The sequence below is a fragment of the Nocardia sp. NPDC050630 genome (assembly GCF_044457245.1).
Taxonomy (GTDB): Bacteria; Actinomycetota; Actinomycetes; order Mycobacteriales; family Mycobacteriaceae; genus Nocardia.
Genome location: NZ_JBITGN010000003.1, coordinates 1 through 22,513 on the forward strand (window position 1 = coordinate 1; position 22,513 = coordinate 22,513).

General features: G+C 65.9%; 18 protein-coding genes and 1 pseudogene. 7 read left to right on the plus strand and 12 right to left on the minus strand.

All coding sequences use genetic code 11. The annotated features are described in order from the left end of the window. Window positions 1-111 precede the first annotated feature (111 nt). From ACIBG0_RS10365 to ACIBG0_RS10390, 6 genes are all read left to right on the plus strand, one after another. Window positions 112-522 (plus strand): DUF6098 family protein, encoded by a 411-nt coding sequence (locus ACIBG0_RS10365; protein ID WP_397031263.1) that lies wholly within the window; start codon window positions 112-114, stop codon window positions 520-522. Between the two features lie 54 nt (window positions 523-576). Beyond that, entirely contained in the window at window positions 577-1,797 is a 1,221-nt protein-coding gene (locus ACIBG0_RS10370; RefSeq protein ID WP_397031265.1) for a cytochrome P450, read from the plus strand. After that, on the plus strand, window positions 1,794-2,378 hold the full coding sequence (locus ACIBG0_RS10375; protein WP_397031267.1) for a TetR/AcrR family transcriptional regulator: 585 nt from the start codon (window positions 1,794-1,796) through the stop codon (window positions 2,376-2,378). Before ACIBG0_RS10370 ends, ACIBG0_RS10375 begins: the two co-directional genes overlap by 4 nt. A gap of 81 nt (window positions 2,379-2,459) precedes the next feature. Next, on the plus strand, window positions 2,460-3,443 hold the full coding sequence (locus tag ACIBG0_RS10380) for an aldo/keto reductase (RefSeq protein WP_397031269.1): 984 nt from the start codon (window positions 2,460-2,462) through the stop codon (window positions 3,441-3,443). Window positions 3,444-3,794: 351 nt separating this feature from the next. After that, window positions 3,795-4,127 (plus strand): hypothetical protein, encoded by a 333-nt coding sequence (locus ACIBG0_RS10385; RefSeq protein WP_397031272.1) that lies wholly within the window; start codon window positions 3,795-3,797, stop codon window positions 4,125-4,127. A gap of 93 nt (window positions 4,128-4,220) precedes the next feature. After that, the gene (locus tag ACIBG0_RS10390; protein ID WP_397031274.1) at window positions 4,221-4,739 is read left to right on the plus strand and encodes a hypothetical protein; all 519 of its coding nucleotides are present in this window, start codon (window positions 4,221-4,223) and stop codon (window positions 4,737-4,739) included. 76 nt (window positions 4,740-4,815) lie between these two features. Here ACIBG0_RS10390 and ACIBG0_RS10395 read toward each other — a convergent pair whose 3' ends face one another. The 9 genes from ACIBG0_RS10395 to ACIBG0_RS10435 form a co-directional block, all read right to left on the minus strand. Next, window positions 4,816-5,034 carry a hypothetical protein gene (locus ACIBG0_RS10395; RefSeq protein ID WP_397031276.1) on the minus strand — a complete coding sequence of 73 codons (219 nt, stop codon included), beginning with the start codon at window positions 5,032-5,034 and terminating at the stop codon, window positions 4,816-4,818. A gap of 321 nt (window positions 5,035-5,355) precedes the next feature. Then, a complete protein-coding gene (locus tag ACIBG0_RS10400; protein ID WP_397031278.1) occupies window positions 5,356-5,889 on the minus strand; it encodes a cupin domain-containing protein in 534 nt (177 codons plus the stop codon). A 341-nt stretch (window positions 5,890-6,230) separates the two neighbouring features. Further along, complete coding sequence (locus ACIBG0_RS10405) at window positions 6,231-6,965, minus strand: O-methyltransferase (RefSeq protein WP_397031969.1); 735 nt, start codon at window positions 6,963-6,965, stop codon at window positions 6,231-6,233. A 164-nt stretch (window positions 6,966-7,129) separates the two neighbouring features. Next, a complete protein-coding gene (locus tag ACIBG0_RS10410; RefSeq protein ID WP_397031280.1) occupies window positions 7,130-11,083 on the minus strand; it encodes an amino acid adenylation domain-containing protein in 3,954 nt (1,317 codons plus the stop codon). Between the two features lie 71 nt (window positions 11,084-11,154). Continuing rightward, a complete protein-coding gene (locus ACIBG0_RS10415) occupies window positions 11,155-12,087 on the minus strand; it encodes an amino acid hydroxylase (RefSeq protein WP_397031282.1) in 933 nt (310 codons plus the stop codon). 132 nt (window positions 12,088-12,219) lie between these two features. Further along, window positions 12,220-12,894, minus strand: a complete 675-nt coding sequence (locus tag ACIBG0_RS10420) for an alpha/beta hydrolase (protein WP_397031284.1) — start codon at window positions 12,892-12,894, stop codon at window positions 12,220-12,222. 631 nt (window positions 12,895-13,525) lie between these two features. After that, complete coding sequence (locus ACIBG0_RS10425; protein ID WP_397031286.1) at window positions 13,526-15,130, minus strand: MFS transporter; 1,605 nt, start codon at window positions 15,128-15,130, stop codon at window positions 13,526-13,528. Window positions 15,131-15,172: 42 nt separating this feature from the next. Further along, window positions 15,173-17,566, minus strand: coding sequence for a beta-glucosidase (locus tag ACIBG0_RS10430; RefSeq protein WP_397031289.1), 2,394 nt, complete (start codon window positions 17,564-17,566; stop codon window positions 15,173-15,175). A 19-nt stretch (window positions 17,567-17,585) separates the two neighbouring features. Beyond that, window positions 17,586-18,599, minus strand: coding sequence for a hypothetical protein (locus tag ACIBG0_RS10435; RefSeq protein ID WP_397031291.1), 1,014 nt, complete (start codon window positions 18,597-18,599; stop codon window positions 17,586-17,588). Between the two features lie 384 nt (window positions 18,600-18,983). Between ACIBG0_RS10435 and ACIBG0_RS10440 the strand changes: the two genes are divergently transcribed. Further along, window positions 18,984-20,228, plus strand: coding sequence for a helix-turn-helix domain-containing protein (locus ACIBG0_RS10440; RefSeq protein WP_397031293.1), 1,245 nt, complete (start codon window positions 18,984-18,986; stop codon window positions 20,226-20,228). A gap of 10 nt (window positions 20,229-20,238) precedes the next feature. Here ACIBG0_RS10440 and ACIBG0_RS10445 read toward each other — a convergent pair whose 3' ends face one another. The 3 genes and pseudogenes from ACIBG0_RS10445 to ACIBG0_RS10455 all read right to left on the minus strand — a co-directional run. Continuing rightward, complete coding sequence (locus ACIBG0_RS10445; protein ID WP_397031295.1) at window positions 20,239-20,856, minus strand: DUF305 domain-containing protein; 618 nt, start codon at window positions 20,854-20,856, stop codon at window positions 20,239-20,241. Next, complete coding sequence (locus ACIBG0_RS10450) at window positions 20,853-20,987, minus strand: hypothetical protein (protein WP_397031296.1); 135 nt, start codon at window positions 20,985-20,987, stop codon at window positions 20,853-20,855. Before ACIBG0_RS10450 ends, ACIBG0_RS10445 begins: the two co-directional genes overlap by 4 nt. Next, window positions 20,984-22,381: pseudogene (locus ACIBG0_RS10455) on the minus strand (LVIVD repeat-containing protein); the annotation flags it as partial. The gene ACIBG0_RS10450 and the pseudogene ACIBG0_RS10455, both read right to left, overlap by 4 nt. Between the last annotated feature and the right edge of the window lie 132 nt (window positions 22,382-22,513).

Sequence of the window (22,513 nt, forward strand, 5' to 3'; positions counted from 1 at the left end):
TCGGTAGCTCCTGGACCAGAACCAGAATCCGAACACTCCCGAGAAGGAGATGCAGCGCAATGAATCCCAGCTCAACCTCTACCGGTAGTTACTAGCGCGAAGGGGCGACCCATGACAGAGTTGCCGACTATCCGCGCCCTGGCCGATCTCGTCGACCTGGTGACCGAGCGGCCGGTGTACTTGCGCTATTCCGACGGCCCCGATACCGATGACGGACCCAGCCTCGACTACGAGTCGGGCGTGGAACTGCCTGGACTGTCGGTGACAACGCTGGCTCCCGAGCCGTGGTGGACCCGCCCAGCCGAGGACTGGATAGCGCGCCGACTGTGCAAATACGCTGAACTCGGTTCCGAGCGGGGGCGATTCGCGTGGATACTGTGCGGTCGCGAGGTCGGGCGGGGGCCGGATCATGAGCCGGTGGTCACTGATATCACCCCGGTGGCGGCGATCGACGAAAAGGTGATCGATGAGGCGAAACGCGTGTATCGCAGCCGGTTCGAGGTGGCCCAGGACTCCCGCTGACACCAGATGTAACACGTTCTAGACAGAATTGCGATTCTGTCTTACGCTCGTGCCATGACGACAGAGTTGTCTCACCGTCCGCATTTCGAATTGAGATCCGCGCAGACCTGGCGCGACCCGTGGCAGATGTATGCCGAACTGCGCGCCCATGACCCGGTGCATCACGTTGTGCCCGAGGATGATCCGGCGAGCGACTACTACGTCCTGTCCCGCTATGCGGATGTGTATGCGGCGGCGCGGGATGTCGCGACCTTCTCCTCGGCGGGCGGTCTGACCGTCGACTACCGCGACCTCGGCGAGATCGGGTTGCCTGAACCGCGTCCGTTCGTCTTCACCGATCCGCCGGATCACACCACCTTCCGCAAACAGGTCATGAAGGGCTTTACGCCACGGCAGGTGCGCTCGGTCGAACCGCAGGTACGCGCTTTCGTCATCGAGCGGCTGGAGCGGCTGCGCGCGGCAGGCGAGGGCGATATCGTCGTTGAACTATTCAAGCCGCTGCCGAGTATGGTGGTCGCGCATTATCTCGGTGTGCCGGAACCGGATCGACCGAAATTCGACGAGTGGACCGATCACATCATGACCGCCTCCGCGGGCGGTAGTCCGCTCGATGCCCAAGCGGCAATCGGGGAATTGATGCAGTACTTCACCCATCTGATCGAACGCCGTCGCGCCGAACCCGCCGACGATACGATCTCGCATCTGGTGGCTTCCGGACTCGGTGCGGACGGCGACTATGCGGGCATCATCTCGATTCTCGGCTTCGCCTTCACCATGATCACCGGCGGAAACGACACCACCACCGGCAATCTCGGTGGTGCGGTGCAATTGCTGACCGAGCGCCCGGATCAGCGTCGGCTGCTGATCGAGGAACCGGCACTCATCCCGGATGCGGTCGAGGAGTTCTTGCGGCTCACGTCTCCGGTGCAGGGATTGGCGCGAACCATGATGCGCGATGTCGAGATTCACGACACCACTATTCCGGCGGGGCGTCGCGTGCTGCTGCTGTATGCCTCGGCCAATCGGGACGAGCGCGAATTCGGTGCCGAGGCAAGCGAACTCGATGTGCTGCGTCGGCCCAAGCAGATCTTGACCTTCAGCCACGGCAACCATCATTGTCTCGGCGCGGCCGCCGCGCGCATGGTCGCACGCGTCACGCTGGAGGAATTGCTTTCGCGCTGTCCGGATTTCGTCGTCGAGATCGACCGTGTGCGTTATGCCCCGGGCAGTTACGTGCGCTGGCCGGACCGCGTGCCGTTCCAGGCGTCGCGATGACGGCGGCACCGAGTGGGGCGGGAGATTGGTTGCGCCCCAGGCGCGCCGATATCGCGGCCGAGCAGATCCTGGATGCCGCCGCGCAGCTGTTCGTCGAGCGCGGCGTTACGAACACCGGCATGGGCGATGTCGCGAAGGCGGCGGGCTGCTCCCGTGCCACCCTGTATCGCTATTTTCCGAACCGCCAAGCGCTGCGAATCGCGTTCGTGCACCGCGAAGCTCGTCGCGTCGGCGCCACGGTCGCCGAGCGGACCCGTGAGATCACTGATCCGCGCGAGCGCATCGTCGCGGTCATGCTCGCATCGCTGCGCGAGGTCCGCGCCGACCCGACACTGATCGCGTGGTTCACTGCGGGTGATGCGGGCATCGCCAATGAAATCGGACAATCCTCCGAGGTCATCGAGGCCATTGCCGCCGGGCTGCTGCCGCCGACGGCCGATCCGGAGCGCTCCCGGCTGGCCCGCTGGTTGGCTCGTATCATCATGTCGCTGCTGACCGCGCCCGGTCGCGACGAGGTCGATGAACGGGCAATGCTGGAACAGTTCGTCGCACCCGTCGTCATGGGCGCATTCGCGAACTGAACCTCCTTGCCCTTGACTTGGAGCGCGCTCCAAGTCGTAGCGTCGATGGGGAAAACCGTCGACCAAGGAGGAGAGCCTCGCATGATTCCGACCAGGAAGCTCGGCCAGTTGACCGTTGGCGCACAGGGGCTGGGCTGCATGGGCATGAGCCAGGCCTACGGCGTGCGCGATAACGACGACGAATCCATTGCCACCATCCACCGGGCGCTGGATCTGGGCGTGACGCTGCTGGACACCGCGAATGTCTACGGCCCGGAGACGAATGAGCGACTGCTCGGCAAGGCCATCGCCGACCGCCGCGACCGGGTGGTGCTCGCGACCAAATTCGGCATCGTATGGGGTGAGGACGGCAGCATGGGCGCCCGTGGCGACGCCGCGTATGTCAAGCAGAGCTGTGACGCCTCGCTGGCCCGGCTCGGTGTCGACCACATCGACCTCTACTACCAGCACCGCGTTGATCCGAATGTCCCGGTCGAGGAGACCTGGGGCGCGCTGTCGGAGCTGGTGCAGGCGGGCAAGGTGCGCCACCTAGGCATTTCGGAGGCCTCGGCGGAGACCATCCGCCGTGCGCACGCGGTCCATCCGGTGACTGCCCTGCAGAGCGAATGGTCGCTGTGGACGAGGGATATCGAGGCCGAAGTGCTGCCGACCTGCCGTGAGCTCGGCATCGGCATCGTGCCCTTCTCACCGCTCGGCCGCGGCTTTCTGACCGGCGCCATCACTTCCACCGCCGATCTGCCCGCCGACGATATGCGCCGCCGCCTACCGCGATTCGCCGAGGACAACCTGGACAACAACCTCGCCATCGTCGCGGCGCTGCGTGAGTTGGCCGCCGAAAAGGGCATTACCGCAGGACAATTGGCGCTCGTGTGGGTGCAGAGTCGCGGCGACGATGTGGTTCCGATTCCGGGCACCAAGCGCCGCACCTACCTCGAAGAGAATGTGGCCGCCGCCGAGATCACGCTGACCGCAGACGATCTCGCGCGCATCGATGCCGCCGCTCCCGCCACCGCATTCGCTGGTGCGCGTTATCCGGAACACCTCGCCAAGGTCGCCGGGCGCTGACATCCTCGGGTCTCGCACACGGTCCGCGCACCTCGCATAGCGACGCACCGCATGAAACGCCGTGCCTCGAAGACGAAGGTCTGCGACGGCACATAGGTCGGAGCCGACCAGATCGGTCGGCATGGTCGCGACGACTGGCAGATCTTGTAACGTACGTGGAATCGGTTCGAGCGCACGGCTTTCGGTGTCGAGGACATACACACCTGTTGTATTCGGCGCGGTAAATTGCTACGGTTGCGTTGTATTTGCTGCGAAAAGTGTGCGGTGGCGGGGCGCCACGACGGTAGCTGCTCCCGACCTGTACGGATCGAGCATTAGAAGATCTGGTCCACGACGGAACGAGGCAAGTCGATGAGGCCGACGCCGACCGCGATCGGATTCCTCCGTCCGGACGTGTCGGGAGATGCCATGGACTTCGAGATTGCCCAGATCCGTAAATTGGCAACGCGATATGGATACGACCTCGCCGAAATCGTGCAGCGCGCCGGCGCGGGCAGGGATATTCTCGCGGCACTGCACGAGGTAATCCGCAAGACGGATGCGGAAGCGGTGATCATGCCGAATCTCGCGCATTTGGACGATCGACCGGAAGAACTCGTGCGGGCCTGCGATGTGATCACGGTCAACCCGGCGAATACCTATGCTCGACGAGCATTTCCCGAGGAACGGGTGTGGGCTGATTAGCCTGCGCCGCGCGCGGCGTTTACGATCTTCGCGTTTGCTTGTCGTCAGCTGCTCCATCAGATCAAGTTCGATCCAAAGGAGAAGGTATTCGTCATGGCAATTTTCCGGAAGATCGCGACAGCGGCGATCGCCGTCGCCGCACTCGCCGCCGCATTCGTCGGGGCTCAACAGGCTGCCGCCGATCCCATTGCGGGAGGCTGCTCCGGCGGCCAATTCAGTTACAGCACAAGCCCACTCGGGATAACGGTCGCGCCCGCCACGGCCACCTGGGAGGGCAACCTCACCGGCTGCACGGGTACGCCCGCGGCCGGAGCAACCGTGAGCGGCACCTTCAACGGAAGCGGTAGCTGCGCCGATGTCGACGGTCAGATCGACGGCAAGCTCAACTGGTCCAACGGTGCGGTCAGCCGGATCAGCGGGCCGTGGCATGTGGGCGGTGGCGTCGGCGGGTCGATGTCCAACACCGTGACCATCATCGATGGACCCGGGGCGGGTGGCCATCTGGTGGTCGAGCAGGGGCCGATCGGCAACGCTCTGGCCATGGCTGGGTCGTGCATCGCGGGCGAGGCGCGCGGTGCCGACGTGCCGATCCTCGCGGCGCGTTTCAGCTGAACCGATGAATAAAAACGGGTACCGGGCAGTGCGCCCGGTACCCGTTTTCAGTCAATTGCCAAAGGCTGGCGCAAACTCAGAAGCAGTAGGGGAACTTGCAGGTCGAGGGATCGTTCGGCCCGAAGATAAGCGCGATCAGCCCATTGATGACGGTGTCGGCAACACCCGATCCGGTGCTGATCGCTACTTCCTGTGCGGTAGCCGGCTGCTCGATGGCGGTCACCTCGGCCGATGCCGTCGCGGGTGTGCTGATCAGAACACCGGCCGTCACCGCCAGCAGAACCTTCCGGATCATATTGCTACCTTTCGCTTTTCGGCTCATTGCCTCCGTAGCCTATCGAGAACTCGAGAGGGCTGATCCCCGCCAGCGGTGAGCACGATTTTCTCCACCCTGTGCGCCCGATCGGGCATCGCCCCCAAATGCCGGTGCGTCGCGAATTGTTCGGCAACACCGACCCAAGTGCACGTGCCGCACATGGCATCGACCAGTCGAGCCGCGAAACCTCTAGTGCCGCGTCGAGTCACGTTCCGGACAGACGCGGGAGCGCCGACGGTCGGCCGGAGCAGCTGCCCGTCGCGGTGGCATGCCGTGGTGGGACAGGTGGATGATCGGCGGTCAGTCGGTGCCACACAGGGTGTACCAGAAGACGAACGGTTCCGTGCCGTCGTTGAACCAGCCATGTGCGGAGCCGTTCTGGATTACGCAGTCACCAGCGCGCAGCGCCACGTCGATCCCATTGTCCGTTCGCAACCGGCCCTCGCCGGACAACACGACCACGAAATCGACAGTAGGGGTGGTGTGCATTCCCGGTCGCGTCGCATCGAAGGTGGCCATCATTCCCGGCAGCTTCGCGTCCGCTTCGGCGATGACCGCTTCCATGTCCGAGGCGGACACATCCGCGGGCGGCTCATAGGACAGCCCCGGTGGGATGCTGATACAGCCGAACCGCAGCCCACCAGGGCCGGGAAAATACGTGCCCGTTGGCGCGGCCTGCGTTGTGGTCACCGGCAGCACCGGAGCCTTGTCCAACTCCCACATGCGGTGCACCGTCGCGCCGGGCAGCAGGGCGATGGTGATCGGGTCGATGTCCGTGTCGGACAGGACCTGCGTTTCGCCGGAGTCGTTGTGGCCCATGACTACCCTGCGCATTCGACACTCCTCACTTTCTGGACGGCTGCGGTGCTCGACGCTTGCCGCACTTGCTTGGCAACACCAGTCACGGTAGGAGCGGCGCGGGTACCCCGGTTGTCGGTGGACGCAGGGAAATTGCGCCCACGCGCAGAGTTCTTCGGATGCATACTGGCGGCCGTGCAGTTCGGGATCCTGGGGCAGGTGGAGGTGCGGGGGACCGATGGGACTCCGGTCGCGGTGGGCGGATCGCACGGATAGCGAGCGCCGAGGGGATGTCACCGCTGACAGCGCTGGATCGGCCATCCGGCAGGAAACGCGATCGTCGGGCGGACCGGTTCGTGGGTACCTGCCTCGTTGGATCAGCCGAGATAGGTCGATTCGAGCACGAGGTCTTTGATGACCTTCTGGTATTCGGCGTGCGTCCGATGTTCTCGGGTTTGCCACTGGGCGCCCTCATGGCGGCGCATGAATGCTCGATACCCAGGGACGCCGGGGTATTTGACGTTGTCTGCCACGACGACCGAACCGGGGTGCAGCCAGGCTTGGTCGAGGATCCGGCGGAGATCGGGAAGATATTCGTCCTTCTCGTGGTCGAGGAAGACGAAATCGAGTGTGTCGGGCGCGAACTCGTGTTTGTCGCCCAGTGCGGTGAGGGTCTTTCCGCCGTCGCCCAACGTGCCGACGAGCACGACGATGCGCTCGCCGATGCCCGCGTGGTCCCAGATCCGTCGGGCAACGGCGGCATTCGCCGGATTGAATTCGATCGAGTACAAAACGGCATCGGCGGGCATGACCCGCGCGATGCGCAATGCGCTGTAGCCGCAGTAGGTTCCGAGCTCCAGCAGGCGGTGCGGATGCGCAGCGGCGACAGCGCGGTCGAGGATCTTTCCCTTCTCGTCACCGATGTTGATGAGGTAACTCTTGGTGTAACAGAACTCGTCGATCGCCCTGATGACGTCGTCGATGTCGTTTCGGTGCGCATGCGCGCATACATAGTCGGCCAACGCTTGTTCGCGGCCGTCACCGACCTGCCAGGTGGCACCCATGTGCCGTAGGCCGAACAGAAACCGCACATACGACCATCGCAGAAACATAACCGGTTTGCCGACGCACTCGTTGGCGGCAACTGCCAAGGCGATTGCCGCGATGGCGGCCAGCACTGACCGCGGTAGACCGAATACTCTCGGCCGACGTGCGGTCAGCAGGATCGATGAAGCAACCGACACCGTGGCTGCCACGATGGCAGCGGAATGCTTGCTCACATGTCCTTCCCTTCCCCTTGCCGCCGATTCAATTCGGCCTCCAGGATCGGCCCGATGACCGCGAGCGCCTCGGGGTTGGTCATTTGGGCGTGAGTTAGGTCGACGGAGTGTTGCGTGATCTGTCCGGAACAATAAGGTCGCCATATATCGCCGGTCAGTTCGCCGGTGATGCCTTCGCGCGCCGAGAAGTACAGCAGATCGCCGTCGTAGGATGTCGGCCGGTAGCACGTGGACATGGCAACGCAGTCGACATATCCCTGATGCAGGCGTTCGAGCTGCTGGCGGGTCAATCCACGACCAGGCCCGGTGCTGTCGGTGAGCAGGTCGACGGCTTCGTCGAGGGTGAGTGGCCGGGTGTCCGGAGTGGCTGCCTCATTGCCCTGTAGGTGGGTGACCAGATCGCGTACGGTGGGCGGCTGCGGCTGGGAGGCACCGTCGGCGAATGCCACGCTGTCGAGCATGACGAGCAAATCCACGTCGTGCCCTCGGGCGCGCAGCTCAACGGCGAGCGCGTGCGCGAGTTGCCCGCCCAGGGACCAGCCCAGCAGGTGGTACGGCCCCTCCGGTTGCACGCGAGTGAGTTCGTGCAGATATATCTCGGCGAGTTCCTCGACGGTGCGGTATCGCCTCGATTGTCCGGAGATGGCTGGGGACTGCAGCCCGTAGACGGGCCGGTCGGTGACGTATTGCAGCAAGCCCGAGTAGCACCACGACAGCGGAACAGCGGAATGTAGACATATCAACGGCGTCCTTGAACCGTTGCTACGCAAGGGAAGGATCGTCTCCAAGGCCGAACCGCCGAATAGCACATCGCTGTTCGCTCCGACCGCTGTGGATTCGATGGCAGCGGCCAAGGTTTGCACCGTTGGGGTGAATAGCAAAGAGATCGTCACTGTGGTGCCGGTCCGCTCCGATAACCGCTGGCAGAGTTCGAAGCCCAGCAACGAGTTGCCGCCGAGTTCGAAGAAGTTGTCGTCCAAGCCGATACGCGTCTGCCCGGTCACTTCGGCGATCGCCGCTGCCACCGTGTGCTCGATTTGTGACGTCGGTGCGCGAAATGCCGGACGCGCCAGCGCCTGTGGATCCGGCAATGCGGATCGATCGGTCTTGCCGCTACTCGGATTGATCGGTATCTCGGGCAGCGGTACCAACACCGCCGGAATCATTGCGGCCGGCAAGACTGTCCGTAACCGTGCCAATACGGCGGCGCGGTCGAAATGCTCCCTCTCTGCCTCCGCGGGGACGACATAACCGATCAACCGGTCGCCGAGTGTCTCGGACGTCCACATCCGCACCACGGCCTGATCGACCGCCGCGTCCGCGGCCAGCGCGCGCTCGACCTCGGACGGCTCGATGCGCTGCCCACGTAGCGAGATCTGGACATCGCCTCGGCCGAGGTACTCCAGCGTGCCATCGGGTTGCTCGCGGACTATGTCACCCGTGCGATACATCCGGGTTCCCGTCGGCCCGTACGGATTCGCCACGAAACAATGCGCGGTGATCCCGGGCCGTCCCAGATACCCTCGCGCCAACGCGTCACCGGCGAGATACAGTTCGCCGCGGGCGCCGCGCGGAGCTGGGCGCAGCCGGGCATCCAGCACGAGAGTCTGCACTCCGGGCAGTGCCCGGCCGATCGTGATCGTGGAGTTCGGGTCGAGCGGTTCGGTTTGGGTCACCACGACGGTCGCTTCGGTCGGGCCGTAGGAGTTGAACATCGGTAGCCGACCGGCCCAGCGTCTGGCCAATGCAGGCGGGCATTTGTCTCCGCCGACGGTTACGGTCTGCAGCGACGGCAATCGGTTCGGGTCGAGCGTTGCCAAAATGGCCGGTGTGACCACCAGGTGCGTGACCGCCTCGTCCTGCATCACCTGCGAAAGCCGTTGGCCGGCCACGATGTCCGGCGCCAAGGCGACCAGCTTCGCCCCAGGAGCGAACGCGGAGAGGTATTCGAGCATCGACGCGTCGCAATATGGTGAATGTGCTTGCAGCACTACCGATTCGCTGCTGATGCGATTACGGGTGCGCAGGTCGTCGGCCAGTGTTGCCAGACCTTCGTGAGTGCTCAGCACGCCCTTGGGCTCTCCGGTGGATCCGGAGGTGTAGATCAGATAGGCGGGGTGCGCGGCACGCAGCGGTCCTATCCGATCCGCGTCGGTCACCGCAGCGACCGACCGTGACGCGGCGGCGCAGGCGAACTCGTCGCTGTCGAGCATCAACCAGTCGACCGTCGTGGCCGCCAGCGATGTGCGCCACCTGGTGAGGGTGATTCCCAGCCTCGCGCGTGAATCGGTGATCAGCTTCGCCACGCGCGCCGGCGGATCGGTGGGATTTACCGGGAAGAACACCGCGCCCGCCCGGGCTACCGCCCATAACGCCATGACCGATTCCACCGACCGGGTCAACGCCACGGCGACAACGACTTCCGGACCTGCTCCGTGCGCGATCAGCTCACGCGCCCACTGGGCGGTCAACTCGTCGAGTTCGCGATACGACACCGACCGGTCCGGGCCGCTCAGTGCGATCCGCGCACCGGCACCGATTCCGCCCGCGAGCAACTCCGGCAGCAACCGCTGGCGGCGTCGCTGCCGTGGGGCAGCGATTGTGCGTTTGTCGGCGATAGCCGCGAACACCTTCTCCGCACCGGAAGCACACAGGAATCGGGACAGGCAGTCCATGAACTGCTGTCGATACCTAGCCACCTCGTCTGCTGTGTACAGCTCAGGATTGGCATGAAAGTCGATGGTGAGCGGCCCGGTACCGAATCGGTAGCAGCTGATCGCCATATCCTCCACCGGCCCAGCCGAAAGCAGGTGCGTTCGACCGCGGACGGCGCCGAAGCCGATGCTGTCGGGCAAAGTGAGGACGTTGATCAGTGGGCCGTAGCCATGGCGACCGGCCTGACCCACGCCGTGGTCACGGAGCAAGTCTTCGTGCCGATACAGCTGGTGGCGCAACGCGCCGATCATGTTCAGGCGTACCTGCTGGACCAGGTCACCGACCGTGCTCTCGGCCACGCCCCGCACGCGTAAGGGCACCACGTTCGAGACCATCCCGGCCGATCGCCGTAGCGCCCCGGTGGTGCGCGCGGCGACCGGCAGTGACACCGTGATATCGGTATCACCGGTCATTTGCGCTAGGAATCCGGTCACCGTCGCGACCAGCACCTCGGCCATGCCGGTGCCGTGCCGGCCGGCTGCGGCATCGAGCCGGGCCATTGCCGCCGCATCGAGAGTTGCGTGGGCGCTATGTGGCCGTGCCGACGGTGCAGCGTACCGATCACTGAGCCGTGTCACGTGATTCAGGCCGGCGAGATGCTTTCCCCAGTACTCGCGATCGGCTGCGAACCGCGGCGAGGACCGATATCGCTGCTCGGCCGCCACAATCTCGGTCAGAGACACTGCCCGGCACGGTGTCGCGATCCGCCCTTCGCTTGCCGCGGAATGCAATTCGGCCGTTCGCTGCAACACCTGAGCGGCACCGAAGCCGTCGACCGCGATGTGGTGGCTGCGCGCGTACCAGCGGTGTCGGTCGGGGCCGAGGGTGAACATCACCGTCTTTGTGACGTCGGTGCCGGTCAGGTCGATGCCGCCGCGATGGTCGTGGCTCATCCACACTTGCGCGGCGTGTTCCGGGTCGGGGTGATCGCTCAGGTCTATGCAGTCGAATCCGGTTTCCAGGTCGTGGTCGAGGTATTGGCGCGGTTGTCCACCGACGATGGCGAATCGCACATGCTGCGATTGCAATTCGCGACCGGCGCGGCGCAGACAGTGCTGGAGCAGTCCGAGGTCGAGGTGACCGTGCAGGTCGGTGTATTGCGAGATGGAAAACGGAACTGTCGGATGCAATTGTTGGGCAAGCCACAGTTCGGACTGCGCGACCGACAACTCGAAGAATTCCGCGTCCGGAGTCGTGCTGCCATTGTGACGCCTGGTACTCGACAGGTCTACCACCGCAATTCCTTAATTCTCGACGGAGAGGATGTCGGCGAAGGTAATCACGCAGATAGCGAGAGACAGCACCGTCACGAACCGACGCTTGTGCCGAGGAAGCCTTTTACCTCATCCATCATCCGGCTGACCGAATCGGCGACGAAGAGGACAGGTTGACAAATGCTGTCGTCGATGCCGCTGGCGACTATGTCCTCGACTCGGAACTCCCTCAAATCCGCATCCATGAAAGACTCCATCTCCGTGACCGAGGACAAGATGGCAGCTCCATACGCTCGCGGGTGACCCTTTTCGGAGACCACGCCGACCTCCAGGGTGAACCAGAACAACCGCGCGATCGCTGTCCTGGCCTCGTTCGAGGCGGCGTCGTTGGCGGCTCGTCCGAAGCAGCGATACAGTTCCGCGAATTCCGGATCGGCAAGCATTACCGCATGTCCGACCAGTTCGTGGATGACATCGGGCTCAGGCGAGAACGATTGCTCGGTAGCCGGGCGCACATCCGGGGTCGCGTGGAGGACGCCGTCGGCAAGAGGGCCGTAAAACAGGCGGCCCGGTAGGCTTCCGATAGCCGGCGCAAGCTCGAAGCCGGTCAACGAACGAAGCGTGCGCGAGACCTCACTCAATTGCGGTACCCGGCCGGCGGGCAACTTCACGCGGCGAGCGGCCGAACGATAGTGCGCGCAACCGACCTGCTCGTGCATAGCGCACAGCGTCGCGAAAACACGCGACCACAACGCGTCCTCGTCGCTGCTGTAGACAAATTCGGGCAAGGGCTGCCCCGGACGGCACGCGCGGGCAATGCGCTCACGCTCGGATCGAACGTCGAGACCAACCGTCATCGCAATCAATCCTCTCCTCGAGCTGCCTTGGCTGCGCAGGTCATCACCACTCGAAATCGATCGGCGCTGACAATAGGGACGTTCTGTCTGCGCGTACCCCCGCCGATTCCCGGCAAACAATCGGCAACGGTGGCCCAAATAAAGGAAGATATTGCTTCCACAACACATTTGGCGGTGTATTCGCGATTAGTCGACGCTGCCCGAGGTCGCCCGCTACGAGCGAAACGGGGGTGTCCGGTGAGCGATGGGTTCGCTGTGTGAATGGTCGCTTTTGGGTGATCATGCGGTCTTCGGAACCGATCAGGCGCCGATCGCGACCGCGAACATGGGCCACGAATCGTGCAGTGCATCTTGCCGATATCCCCATGCATGGGTCCCCGTGGGCCGGAAGACGATCCGCGCCGGCACACCAGCAGCGCTCAACTCCGCAGCGAGCCGACGCGTGCACCCGTTCGATTCGAACCCGCCGCCGATGACGACGCGATCGGCCAGCACGATCGGGTCGCCCGCAACGTCGCGATCGCTCGACGGCCCGTGCGCATCGATGACTGGCGGCAGCTCCCTGGTCAAATAGGTTGCCCACTTGTTGCTATCCAATGCCGGGTCGTTCCACTGCCAGTCCGTGCCATAACTCGTCCGGCCTGCCGACACCGACACGACGTTCACGTTCTTGTCGGCGAAGAATGCTGCCGCGTCCGTGCGATCGACCCACCCCGACCCGATCTCCGCACCGTCCGCGCCGTCGAGCAGGCATAACGTCGGCCGGGGCGTCGAGGCCTCCGCCGGCCGCAACGCCCGCACGGGAACGAACCGGTTCATCGCTGCTGATTTCAGGCTGACCTGCGCGGTGACCGGCGAACAATCCGCCGCGATCGGATCACCGCCGGCTGATGTCGCGCCCACGATCGTCGTTGAAAGCAGTGAGGCGAAGGCCGTGGCGAGCCACCGCACACCTCCCGCGGTCAGGTTCGGCATCGACCACTCCGCTCTTTCTCGCACCAGCGACGGTAGTCAGTCAAACTACTACAAGGCCGTTGGCAATTCGGGGGTTTGCCAATACATTGCTGAACACCGCACTCGGTCGCTGAGGGTCGACCGACCGTGCTCATCGATGTGACGCGGCGACCATGCGCAGGTTCGCTTGATCGTGTGACACCTCCGACGTCGAGAAGATCACCGGACAGCAGCCATCCACGGTTGGGCAGTACATAGCCGAACACTCGGAACTGTTCTCATAAAAGGGTGCCAAGTGCGGCCTCGCGCGGTCGGGGACATGACAGCCAGGCAGGACTTCGTCGCGTAGTCGATCACCGCGCAGATCCGCCGGATCCCACCGCCGCTGGTTTCGAGCTCCGAAAGTCGGTTTGCCACCCGGCTACGGCTACTACACCTGTCAGCCGCAACTCCATCGCGTCGGCAACTCCGAGGCGTACGCCGATCACCCCCCACCTGTGTACGTGCGCGAAGACGCGCTGCTGAAAAGCGTGCAAATCTTCTTCAACGGGCGCAATCGGACCTCCCTTCGGGACCACAGCCGGAATCCGGCTACGTCTTATCGCAGCTCGTTGCGTGGTGTCGTCGGCCGTGACCGACCGGCACCACGATGTCAGTGGGCGATGCCGCCGGTGGCCGGGGTGCGGCCGTGCTTCATTAACAAGGCGAGCGCGAGGGCGAGCATCGAAGCGGCCGCGCAGACCCAGAAACCCAACTGGTAGCCGTGATCACCGAACAGGTCCGGCAGCGGTGTGGTCGGTTGGGCTTGCCCGCCGACGCTCACCAGGGCGCTCATGCCGTTGTTGTGCAGGAATGCGGTGACGATGGCCAGGCCGATCGCGACTCCCATGGATTGCATGACACCGAGCATGCCGAGACTGATGCCCTGTTGTTCCTGTGGAACCGCATCGACCAGCAGGATCGGCATGCAGGCGTAATACATCCCGAATCCGATGCTGAAGATCGAGTTCACGATCAGGAAATTGGTGGTGGTCAGCGGCAACACCGCGAAGGCGATCCCCGCACCGGCGAAGATGAACAGGGCGACAACCAGCGGCAGTCGGGCGCCGACGCGCTTGGCCAGCAGGGCTGCCACCGCGCCGAAGATCATCGTGATCACTGAGCCGAGCAGCGCGATCCGGAAGGCGAACTCGAGCAGGGTGTACCCACTGCCGTAGGTGTACCCGGGATCGAGGCTGACCTGCACGGCCTCGGGCGGCAGCACCCGACCCGTCATCTCCTGGATCTTGGCCAGCGTGCCCTGCTGGACGCCGGTGACGACGATCGGCTCGGGTGGGGTCTGGGCCATGTAGGCGATGGCGTAGGAAACGATGCCGATTTGCAGGGACGCGAAGAGCGCACCGGCGAGCACCAACGCGACGCGCGGATGGAATAGCAGGTTCATGTCCATGACCGGTGTCGAGACGCGTTTTTCGACAACGACGAATAGTACGAGCAGCGCGATGCCCGCGATCAGCCAGGCCAGCGTGGTCGGCCTCGCCCAATCCCAGTCATGACCCTTGTCGACGTAGATCAGGATGAGCGCGGCGCCACCGGACAGCAGCGCGGCGCCGACGACGTCGATCCGCTCGGACACCCGCAGCTTGGATTCGGGCACGATCAGCCACACCATCGGCAGCAGCATCAAGCTGAACGAAGCGAGTACCCAGAAGATCGCACGCCAGCTGTAGTTGTCGACCAGGTAGCCGCCCAGGATCGGGCCCGCGATGGAGGCGACACCGAAACCGGTGGCCGTGAAACCGAGTGCGAGGGGCACCATGTCGCGCGGCATCAGGTCTCGGATGAGGCCGTAGGCGATCACCGCGGTCGCGATGGCGGTGGCCTGCAGGCAGCGACCGAACACGAAGACGGCCCAGTTCGAGGTGGTCGCGTCGAGCACGCAGCCGATGACGAATAGCGCACCGCAGATGAGGAACATCCGCTTCTTGCCCCACACGTCACTCATCTTGCCGATCAACGGAGACGCGGCCGCACCGACCAATCCGAACACGATGATGGCCCAGTTGATGTTGGCCCCGACGCCCGGGAAGCTCGGCGCGATCTTCTGTAGTGCCGCCGCGACGATCGTGTACTGCATCGGGGCGATCTCGGAGAACAGGACGATCACCGCGAGGACCGTGAAAATCCTTGTGCGCGAGGCACCGTCGAGCCGACCGGTGTCATCGTCGATGTCGAGTTGAGAGGTACTGGTGGACATGGCCACGCTCCGTTGTTCGGGAACTGCGTTCGAGATGGTCGATCAGAAGGGGGTGTAGATATAGGCGGTGTGGGGGAGATCGGCGACCGAGGTGCCCACCTGGGCGGTGAACTCGCCGGGCTCGGTCTCCCAGCCGGCTGGGCCCCAATGCTGGAAGGCGCGCTCGGGCAAGGGGATCGCTACGGTCCGGGATTCGCCTGGCGCCAGGGTGACGGCGGTGAAGCCAGCCAGCCAGCGGACCGGTCGATCCACGGCGCTGTCCGGGCGCGAGAGGTACACCTGGACGACCTGTTTGCCCTCGCGATCTCCGGTGTTGGTCACCGTGATCGAGACGGTGCGCCCTTCGACGACCAGGTCGTCGGTCGACCAGGTCGTGTAGCCGAGGCCGTGGCCGAAGGGGTACGCGGGTTCGGTGCCTGCCCGCAGCCACGCGCGGTAACCGATGTGGATGCCTTCGGTGTAGTCGAGGACGCCGTCGACGGGTGCGGTGTTCAGAACCGGGACGTCGGCCATGGTCTTCGGCCAGGTGGTCGGCAGCCGGCCGCCGGGTTCGGCGGTGCCGGTGAGCACGTCGGCCAGCGCCGCGCCGAACTCTTGGCCCGGGAACCAGGCCAGCAGCACCGCGGCGACCTCGTCGCGCCACGGCATCTCCACCGGCGCACCGGAATTCACCACCACGACGGTGCGCGGGTTCACCGCCGCGACGGCGGCGACCAAGTCGTCCTGACGGCCGGGCAGCCCCAGGGAGGTGCGGTCGACGCCCTCGCTCTCGATCTGCTCGGTGGTGCCGACCACGACCACGGCCACCTCGGCCGCGCGCGCCAGTTGGATCGCGGCCGCGAACTCCTCGTCGTCATCGCGCTGGGGCCGCCGGATACCGAGGGTCGCGCCGAGAATGATGCCGAGGCCCGGCATCGCCTCCTCGATGCTGGTCACGAGCCGTACCTCGACCTCGTCGCCGAGGGCGAACGTGCGAGTCACGTGACGCTGGGGCGGGTTGAGCAGCGCTGCCGCCGGATCGCCGGAATCCAGGGCCACGTTCTCGTCCAGCACGGTCTCGCCGTCGAGGTCGAGCCGGATATGGCCGACGCCGCCGAAACCGATCTGCCAGTCACCGGCCATGTCGGCACGCAGCCGAGTGCGCATCTCGACCATGTTCGATCGTGCGGCCAGCGGTTCGCCGAGCAGCACGAGGCGGCTCGTGGTGCGGTGCTGGGTGCCGAGGACGGTGTCGCCCGTCAGATACCGCACGGACAGTCCCGGTTCGCCGGTCTCGGGATCGGTCATGATCGCCGGCGGGGCGGGAATCAGGTCCTCGGACAGGTGGACACCGGCGGTGTGAGTCAGCGGCAGCCGGCCGGTCAGGCCCTCGACCGGAGTGGTGGTGTGGCCGGGGATCACGGTCGCGCTGCCACCGCCGAGGAAGCGAGGTTCGCCCGCCGACGGTCCGAGCAGAGCGACGGTCGTGTCCGGTGCCAGTGGCAGAGCACCGTCGTTGCGCACCAAGACCATTGCTTGCGCGGCGACCTGTCGAACCAAGTCCTGTGCTTGCTCGTCACTGAAAACCGGTGTGGGCCGGGGTGTTCCGTCCAGCGCGCCGACGCGCTGGGCGAACCGCAGGATGCGGCGCACCTTGTCGTCGATGGCCGACTCGGCGACCTCGCCGGCGCGGACGGCCACGGCCAGCGGCTCACCCCAGAGGTAGGGCGGGCCGGGCATGCACAGGTCGGTGCCTTCGGCCGCGCTCTCGGTGGTGCGTACGGCGGTCCAGTCCGAGACCACCACGCCGTCGAATCCCCATGTGCCCTTGAGTGGTTCGTTGAGCAAGGGGCTCTCGGTCATGGTGGTGCCGTTGACGGAGTTGTAGGCGTCCATGATCATCCACGCCCCCGCCTCGACGGTGCGCTCGAACGGGTAGAGGTACAGCTCACGCAGTGCCCGGTCGTCGACACGGACGTCGACGGTGAAGCGATCGGTCTCGGAATCGTTGGCCACGTAGTGCTTCGGGCACGCGCTGACCCCGTGCGCTTGCACGGCCCGCACGTAGGCGTCGGCCATCTCGGCCGTGAGAAGCGGATCTTCGGAGAAGCACTCGAAATGCCTGCCGCCCAGCGGGGAACGGTGCAGGTTCATCGTCGGGCCCAGGACCGCGTAGACGTCTTTGCGGCGGGCCTCGGCGGCGATGAGGGCGCCGATCTCGGTGAGCAGCGCCGGATTCCAGGTCGCGGCGATCGCGGTGCCCGAGGGCAGGCTCACCGACGGATCGCGCTCGTCCCAATTCTCGCCACGCACACCGGAGGGACCGTCGGAGACCGGCATCTCGGCGAGGCCGATCGAGGGGTCACCGGCCATCCGGAACAGGCTCGCGCCGGAGATCAGTCGCAGCTTGCCGTCCAGATCCAGCTTGGCGAGTAGTTTCTCGATGTCGTCTTCCATGAAAAATGCAGCCTTTCGGTCAGGGGGTGATGGTGCTGGCTTGATCGGACCAGTGGGGGTTGTGCAGGAGCTCGCCGGTGTCGGCGAGGAACGCGACGCGGGCGGTGCAATCGCCGCGCAATCGGTCCATGAACCAGGCGGTCAGGTAGCCGAGGTAGCGGTAGACGCCCTCGGTGCAGCTGAAATTGGTGCAGTCCGGCTGGCCCTGGACATCGTTGTGCTGGGCGCCGACCACCGCCGCGCGGGCCTTGGGTAGTCCGGGGGGCAGCGCGTCGTAGTACGCCTGCATCGACTGTGCACCGATCAACTCCGGCGGGACCGGCTGGGTCGCGGGCGAGATGCCGTCGGCCGAACCGTTCACCAGCAGCACCGAACCCGAGGTCACCGCGGCGGGGTCGATACAGGCGCCCTCGCCCTCGACGGATGGCAGCGAAGCGCAGACCGCCGACAACGGCATCTCGAGAGTCACCGCGGTGCTGACGGCGCCGCCGCCGCGCGCGAGCGCGTTGATCGCGCCGAGACCACCTTGCGAATGCCCCGTCGCGCCGGCCCGGCCGGTGTCGATCTTGCCCCCGAAGATGCTGTTCGGGTCGCTGTTCTCACCGGCCAGGTACCGCACCGCGTCGAGCATCTGAATGCCGGTGCCGGTGTCGGTCCGGTCGGCGGCGATGACCACGAATCCCCACGACGCGAGGTGCGCGAGCAGATACGCGTATTCGCGCGGGTGGGCCATAGTGCCGTTACCCCAGGTGATGATCGAGTGGACGACGCCGTGCGCCCCGAGATCGGCCGGATACCAGATGTCGTAGCTGTCGCCGGTCGACGTGCAGCAGTCGACACCGGTCCGCTCGGCCACCGTCCAGGGGCCTGGCGCGTAATAGGTGGCTTCGACCTGAGCGGCGGGTTGGTAGGGAGGCGTCGCGGCCGCCGGTGTCATCCCGGTCGCCGCGGCGACGAGCAGCGCGAGGATGGTCAGCGCAACCCGGGCGCCGTTGCGCGGGCGCCGATCGGACAAGACGAAGTTGTTGCTCACGATGTCGGACGATAGGGAGACAAATGGCTGCGCAAGGCGGGCAGCGCGGTCTTGCAGACTCTTTGCAGACACCCGCGCTGCAAAATGCCGGCGACGTATTCTCGAAGCGATGTACGAGTCGACCTGCACTGTCGCGGACCTCGCATGAGTGAGCGCAGCGAGCGAGCAGTAGGCGCAGTCGAGCCTTCGCTGGTGGCGGAGCTGAGCGCTAGCGGGGTGGAGGTATGAGTGAGCGTAGCGAGCGAACAGCAGGTACAGCCGAGTCCTCGCTGGTGGCGGAGCTGAGCGCTAGCGGGGTGGAGGTATGAATAAGCGTAGCGAGCGAACAGCAGGCTCAGCCGAGTCCTCGCTGGTGGCGGAGCCGAGCGCTAGCGGGGTGGAGCCATGAGCGAGGTCGGCTCGGCGCTGCGTGTCGCACGAACGGCTGCGGGGATCAGCCTGCAGGGCATGGCCGCGCGCACGAACTATTCCAAGCCGTACCTGGGCCAGCTCGAGACCGGGGCCCGCGCGGTGCGTGCCGAGCACATAGCCGCCTATGAGTCGGCGCTGGATACGCCGCTGGCTCACCTGCGCGTCCGGCTGACCGTCGAGTCGGTCAGCGAGCTCGACGATCTGCCCAGCCAACTGTCGTCGCTGCTGTTGCCGCCCGTCGCACGCACGCGCGCTCGACACCCCACCTTCGCTGTGACCGAGCTGGCGGCCGCCGAGCAGCTCGCGACCTGGGCGCGTAGCAGGCAATGGGGCGACGGGCAGACGCCGCGCCGCGTTGTCACGGCATGGCTGGCCGCGAATCTGCCTCGATTGCAGCAGCTTTCGGACTCGAACAGGTATGGACGCGCCTTGCGTGTCGGCGCGGAGCTTGCCGATATCGCCGCCGCCATGAGCTGGGACGTGGAGGACATCACCGCCGCGCGCAGGTACTCGGTCGTCGCCGCGCGGCTGGCCCACGCCGCGGGAGACTCGCTGCTGACCGCCGCGATCCTCACCGAGTCGACCTGGCAGCTCCTCGATAGCGGCAGGCCGGCGGAGGGACTGGAGATAGCTCAGCTCGCCCAGTATCTGGCGCGCCGCACGGCGACGCCCCTGCTGCGGGTCGCCCTCGCCGAGCTGGAGGCGTACGCGCACGGCATTCTCGGCGAGCAGGCCGCGTTCCAGCGCGCGATCGTCGTAGCCGCGGAATGCCGTTGCGAAGCCGCCGAGACCGCGGCTGGTGATCGCGCCGCCGACCGCAGCCTCACCGCGGCCACCATTGGCATGCTCCTCGGGCCGCGCCGCGACTGGCCGGGGCCGGGACAGCAGTGGCGGCTACTCGGCAAAAGTTACCGTCAGCTCTTCGCCACCCGACCCGACCTGGCACGGATCGCCTTCGGCGATGTTCGTCCTCCGGTGCCACCGGAATTCGTGACACCGGCGATGGCCGCGATCTCCTCTGCCCGCCTGCAGTTGATGCTCGGCGAGCCCGAACACGCGGCCGAGCAGGTCGGTCCGGTGTTGTCGCTGGACGGCCGCCCCACCGGACGCACGGCCGCCCGGCTGTCGGACTTCTGGCACGAGTCGGTCGAATTCGCCACGGTCCCGGCAGTCGGCGAGGTGCGCACCACGATCCGCGAGCTGGTCGCGCCCGCCTGAGCTCGGGTACTCAGCCGGCTGCTGTCGCGCCGTGCTGGGTGATCAGCAGGCCGATGATCCCGGACTCCTGGCTCTGCGTGCTGATCATGTCGCGGGCCGCCTGTTCGACCGGGCCGCCGGTGGCCAACTGGTCGAACGTCTGGGCCATAGCGACTCCGCCCTGGTGGTGGCGATACATCAGGCGCAGAAACAGCGTTTCGGCCTCGGCGCCGTGTGCCCGAGTGAGGGCGTCGAGGTCGGCGCGGGTAGCCATGCCGGGTATGGTCGCCGGCGCGGCGCTGTGGTGACCGGAGGGCATCCACGACATCGGGTGCGGGTTGGTCGGGGTCGCCCCGGCCAACCGGAGCCAGCCGAGCATCGTGCCGATCTCCAGGCGCTGGACATCGGCGATCTGGTCGGCCAGCCGCCGTACGGTGGGGTCGATATCGGGGGCGAGGCGCTCGACCAGGATCAGCGCCTGCTGATGGTGGCCGGTCATGTCCTGTACGAAGCCGATCTCGGTGGACGTCAATATTGGTGCGGCAGTGGCGGTCTCGGAGAACACAAGCGGGCGTGCGGCCGCGCCGAGCACCAGCAGGAGCAGGATCGACGCGGCGACCGCGGCGCCGAGCAGCACTCGTCGGCTCATGCCCGCGCCTCGCTGACGCTCGGCTCCGGCATGCGCACGGCGCGCCGGCACATGATTCGCGCCCACCCGTCGCTCGGCCACCGCCCCTCATCGAATCGCTCCGCGATGCGGTACTCGAGTAGCTCGCTCATGAGCCGACCGTCGAATGCTGGTCGGCGGGTGGGGTGTACACCTCGGGGGACAACTCCAAGGTGAGCAGCCCGTTGTCGGCACAGGCGGCCCACAGCTGATTGCCGCGCCACTCGGGAGCGGAGAAGCACCAGTCGGTGGAGAGGTCGCCGAAGGCCACGTCGCCGGTGCGCGAGCTTTGTGCCTGCTCGGGATCGAAGGCGCCCGACTCGACGGCCTGCATCACCGAGGGCGCGCTGAGCAGCGGAACTCCGATGATCGATGCGAGCGCATGCGGGGAGTTCCACAGCTCGCTGTTCTGACCGGTATGCGCGGGTGGGTTGTAGTAGGCGATCTCGCGCACGCGCAACGGGTCGCGCACGTCGAACACCCGGATGCCGGAGGAGATCCAGCCGCATGCGAGCGCGGTGGGGTTCACCGGGCGGTCGGCGGAGCAGTAGTGGGCGTCGTAGGCGAACAGTGAGCCGCCCATGCTGGATGCCAGCGCACTGTCGCGGTGCTGTGGCAGGTTGATCTCCAGCTTGATCGTGTTCGCCACGCGCGGATGTGCGTCGTCGGAGATGTCGATCAGTTTGACGCCGCCGGATCCGGCCTCGTCGGCGCTGAACAGGTAGGGCACGCCGTGATAGGTGACGGGGACGTTCTGCTGGGTCGCCCAGCCGTCGGTCCAGGTCAGCTGGGCAAGGATCGGCACTTGCGGATCGGGATCGCGCCGCTGTACCGCGGAGGTGTCCAAAATGGTCAGCCCGCCCATGTTGTTGGCGAGATACAGGCGGTTGCCGTCGGCGCGCAGGCCCATGCCGTGCATGGACTGGCCCGGCATGCCCTGCCAGATCACGCGGGGGTCGGCCGGATCGGTCAGGTCGATGGCGCTGACGATCCCAGGGATGACGCCCGAGGCCCAATAGGTGCGGCCGTCGGCAGAGAATCCGCCTTCGTGTGCCGTGATCGGGACCGGCAGGCTCAGATCGGTGCCGGGGCCCGGGTTGAGCAGGCGCGGATGCGCGCAGTCGGAGATGTCGTAGACCGAGATCAGCCCGGCCCCGGTGAATGCGGGAACTCCCGTGCCCACCAGCAACTTTCGCTCGGCGTTGACCTTGAGGCTTTCCCAGGTTCCCGCCAGCATGGCCGGTTCGGTGAGCGTGGCGGTGAGCACCGGGTTCGCTGGATCGCCGACGTCGACCACCTGCACGCCCTGCGCGGGACCGAGCAGATTGCCGGGGAAGAAGCTGCCCAGATAGACGCAGTGCTCGAACTGAGTCGAGGTGATCCCGGCGCCGCGGCCCGCGTAGCCGCCGATGCGGCTGATGTTGCACCGGTAACCATGTGTGCTGCTGCGGCTGTCGCGTTCGCCGGCAGGAACGTCGCCTTGGAGGCCGGGTTCGGGTAGCGCGTCGGCCCCCCCGGGGGGGGGGGGGGCGGGGGGGGGGGGGGGGTGGCGGGGTTTCAACAACCCCCCCGCGGCGGGGGGGGGGTGGGTTCCCCCGGGGGGGGGGGGCAGCACCCCCACCGCCCCCCCCGCGCCCAG

Coding starts and splice junctions, on each gene's coding strand:
- ACIBG0_RS10365 (WP_397031263.1), top strand. CDS start 112: ATGACAGAGTTGCCGACTATCCGCGCCCTGGCCGATCTCGTCGACCTG.
- ACIBG0_RS10370 (WP_397031265.1), top strand. CDS start 577: ATGACGACAGAGTTGTCTCACCGTCCGCATTTCGAATTGAGATCCGCG.
- ACIBG0_RS10375 (WP_397031267.1), top strand. CDS start 1,794: ATGACGGCGGCACCGAGTGGGGCGGGAGATTGGTTGCGCCCCAGGCGC.
- ACIBG0_RS10380 (WP_397031269.1), top strand. CDS start 2,460: ATGATTCCGACCAGGAAGCTCGGCCAGTTGACCGTTGGCGCACAGGGG.
- ACIBG0_RS10385 (WP_397031272.1), top strand. CDS start 3,795: ATGAGGCCGACGCCGACCGCGATCGGATTCCTCCGTCCGGACGTGTCG.
- ACIBG0_RS10390 (WP_397031274.1), top strand. CDS start 4,221: ATGGCAATTTTCCGGAAGATCGCGACAGCGGCGATCGCCGTCGCCGCA.
- ACIBG0_RS10395 (WP_397031276.1), bottom strand. CDS start 5,034: ATGATCCGGAAGGTTCTGCTGGCGGTGACGGCCGGTGTTCTGATCAGC.
- ACIBG0_RS10400 (WP_397031278.1), bottom strand. CDS start 5,889: ATGCGCAGGGTAGTCATGGGCCACAACGACTCCGGCGAAACGCAGGTC.
- ACIBG0_RS10405 (WP_397031969.1), bottom strand. CDS start 6,965: ATGTTTCTGCGATGGTCGTATGTGCGGTTTCTGTTCGGCCTACGGCAC.
- ACIBG0_RS10415 (WP_397031282.1), bottom strand. CDS start 12,087: ATGTGTTGTGGAAGCAATATCTTCCTTTATTTGGGCCACCGTTGCCGA.
- ACIBG0_RS10420 (WP_397031284.1), bottom strand. CDS start 12,894: ATGCCGAACCTGACCGCGGGAGGTGTGCGGTGGCTCGCCACGGCCTTC.
- ACIBG0_RS10425 (WP_397031286.1), bottom strand. CDS start 15,130: ATGTCCACCAGTACCTCTCAACTCGACATCGACGATGACACCGGTCGG.
- ACIBG0_RS10430 (WP_397031289.1), bottom strand. CDS start 17,566: ATGGAAGACGACATCGAGAAACTACTCGCCAAGCTGGATCTGGACGGC.
- ACIBG0_RS10440 (WP_397031293.1), top strand. CDS start 18,984: ATGAGCGAGGTCGGCTCGGCGCTGCGTGTCGCACGAACGGCTGCGGGG.
- ACIBG0_RS10445 (WP_397031295.1), bottom strand. CDS start 20,856: ATGAGCCGACGAGTGCTGCTCGGCGCCGCGGTCGCCGCGTCGATCCTG.
- ACIBG0_RS10450 (WP_397031296.1), bottom strand. CDS start 20,987: ATGAGCGAGCTACTCGAGTACCGCATCGCGGAGCGATTCGATGAGGGG.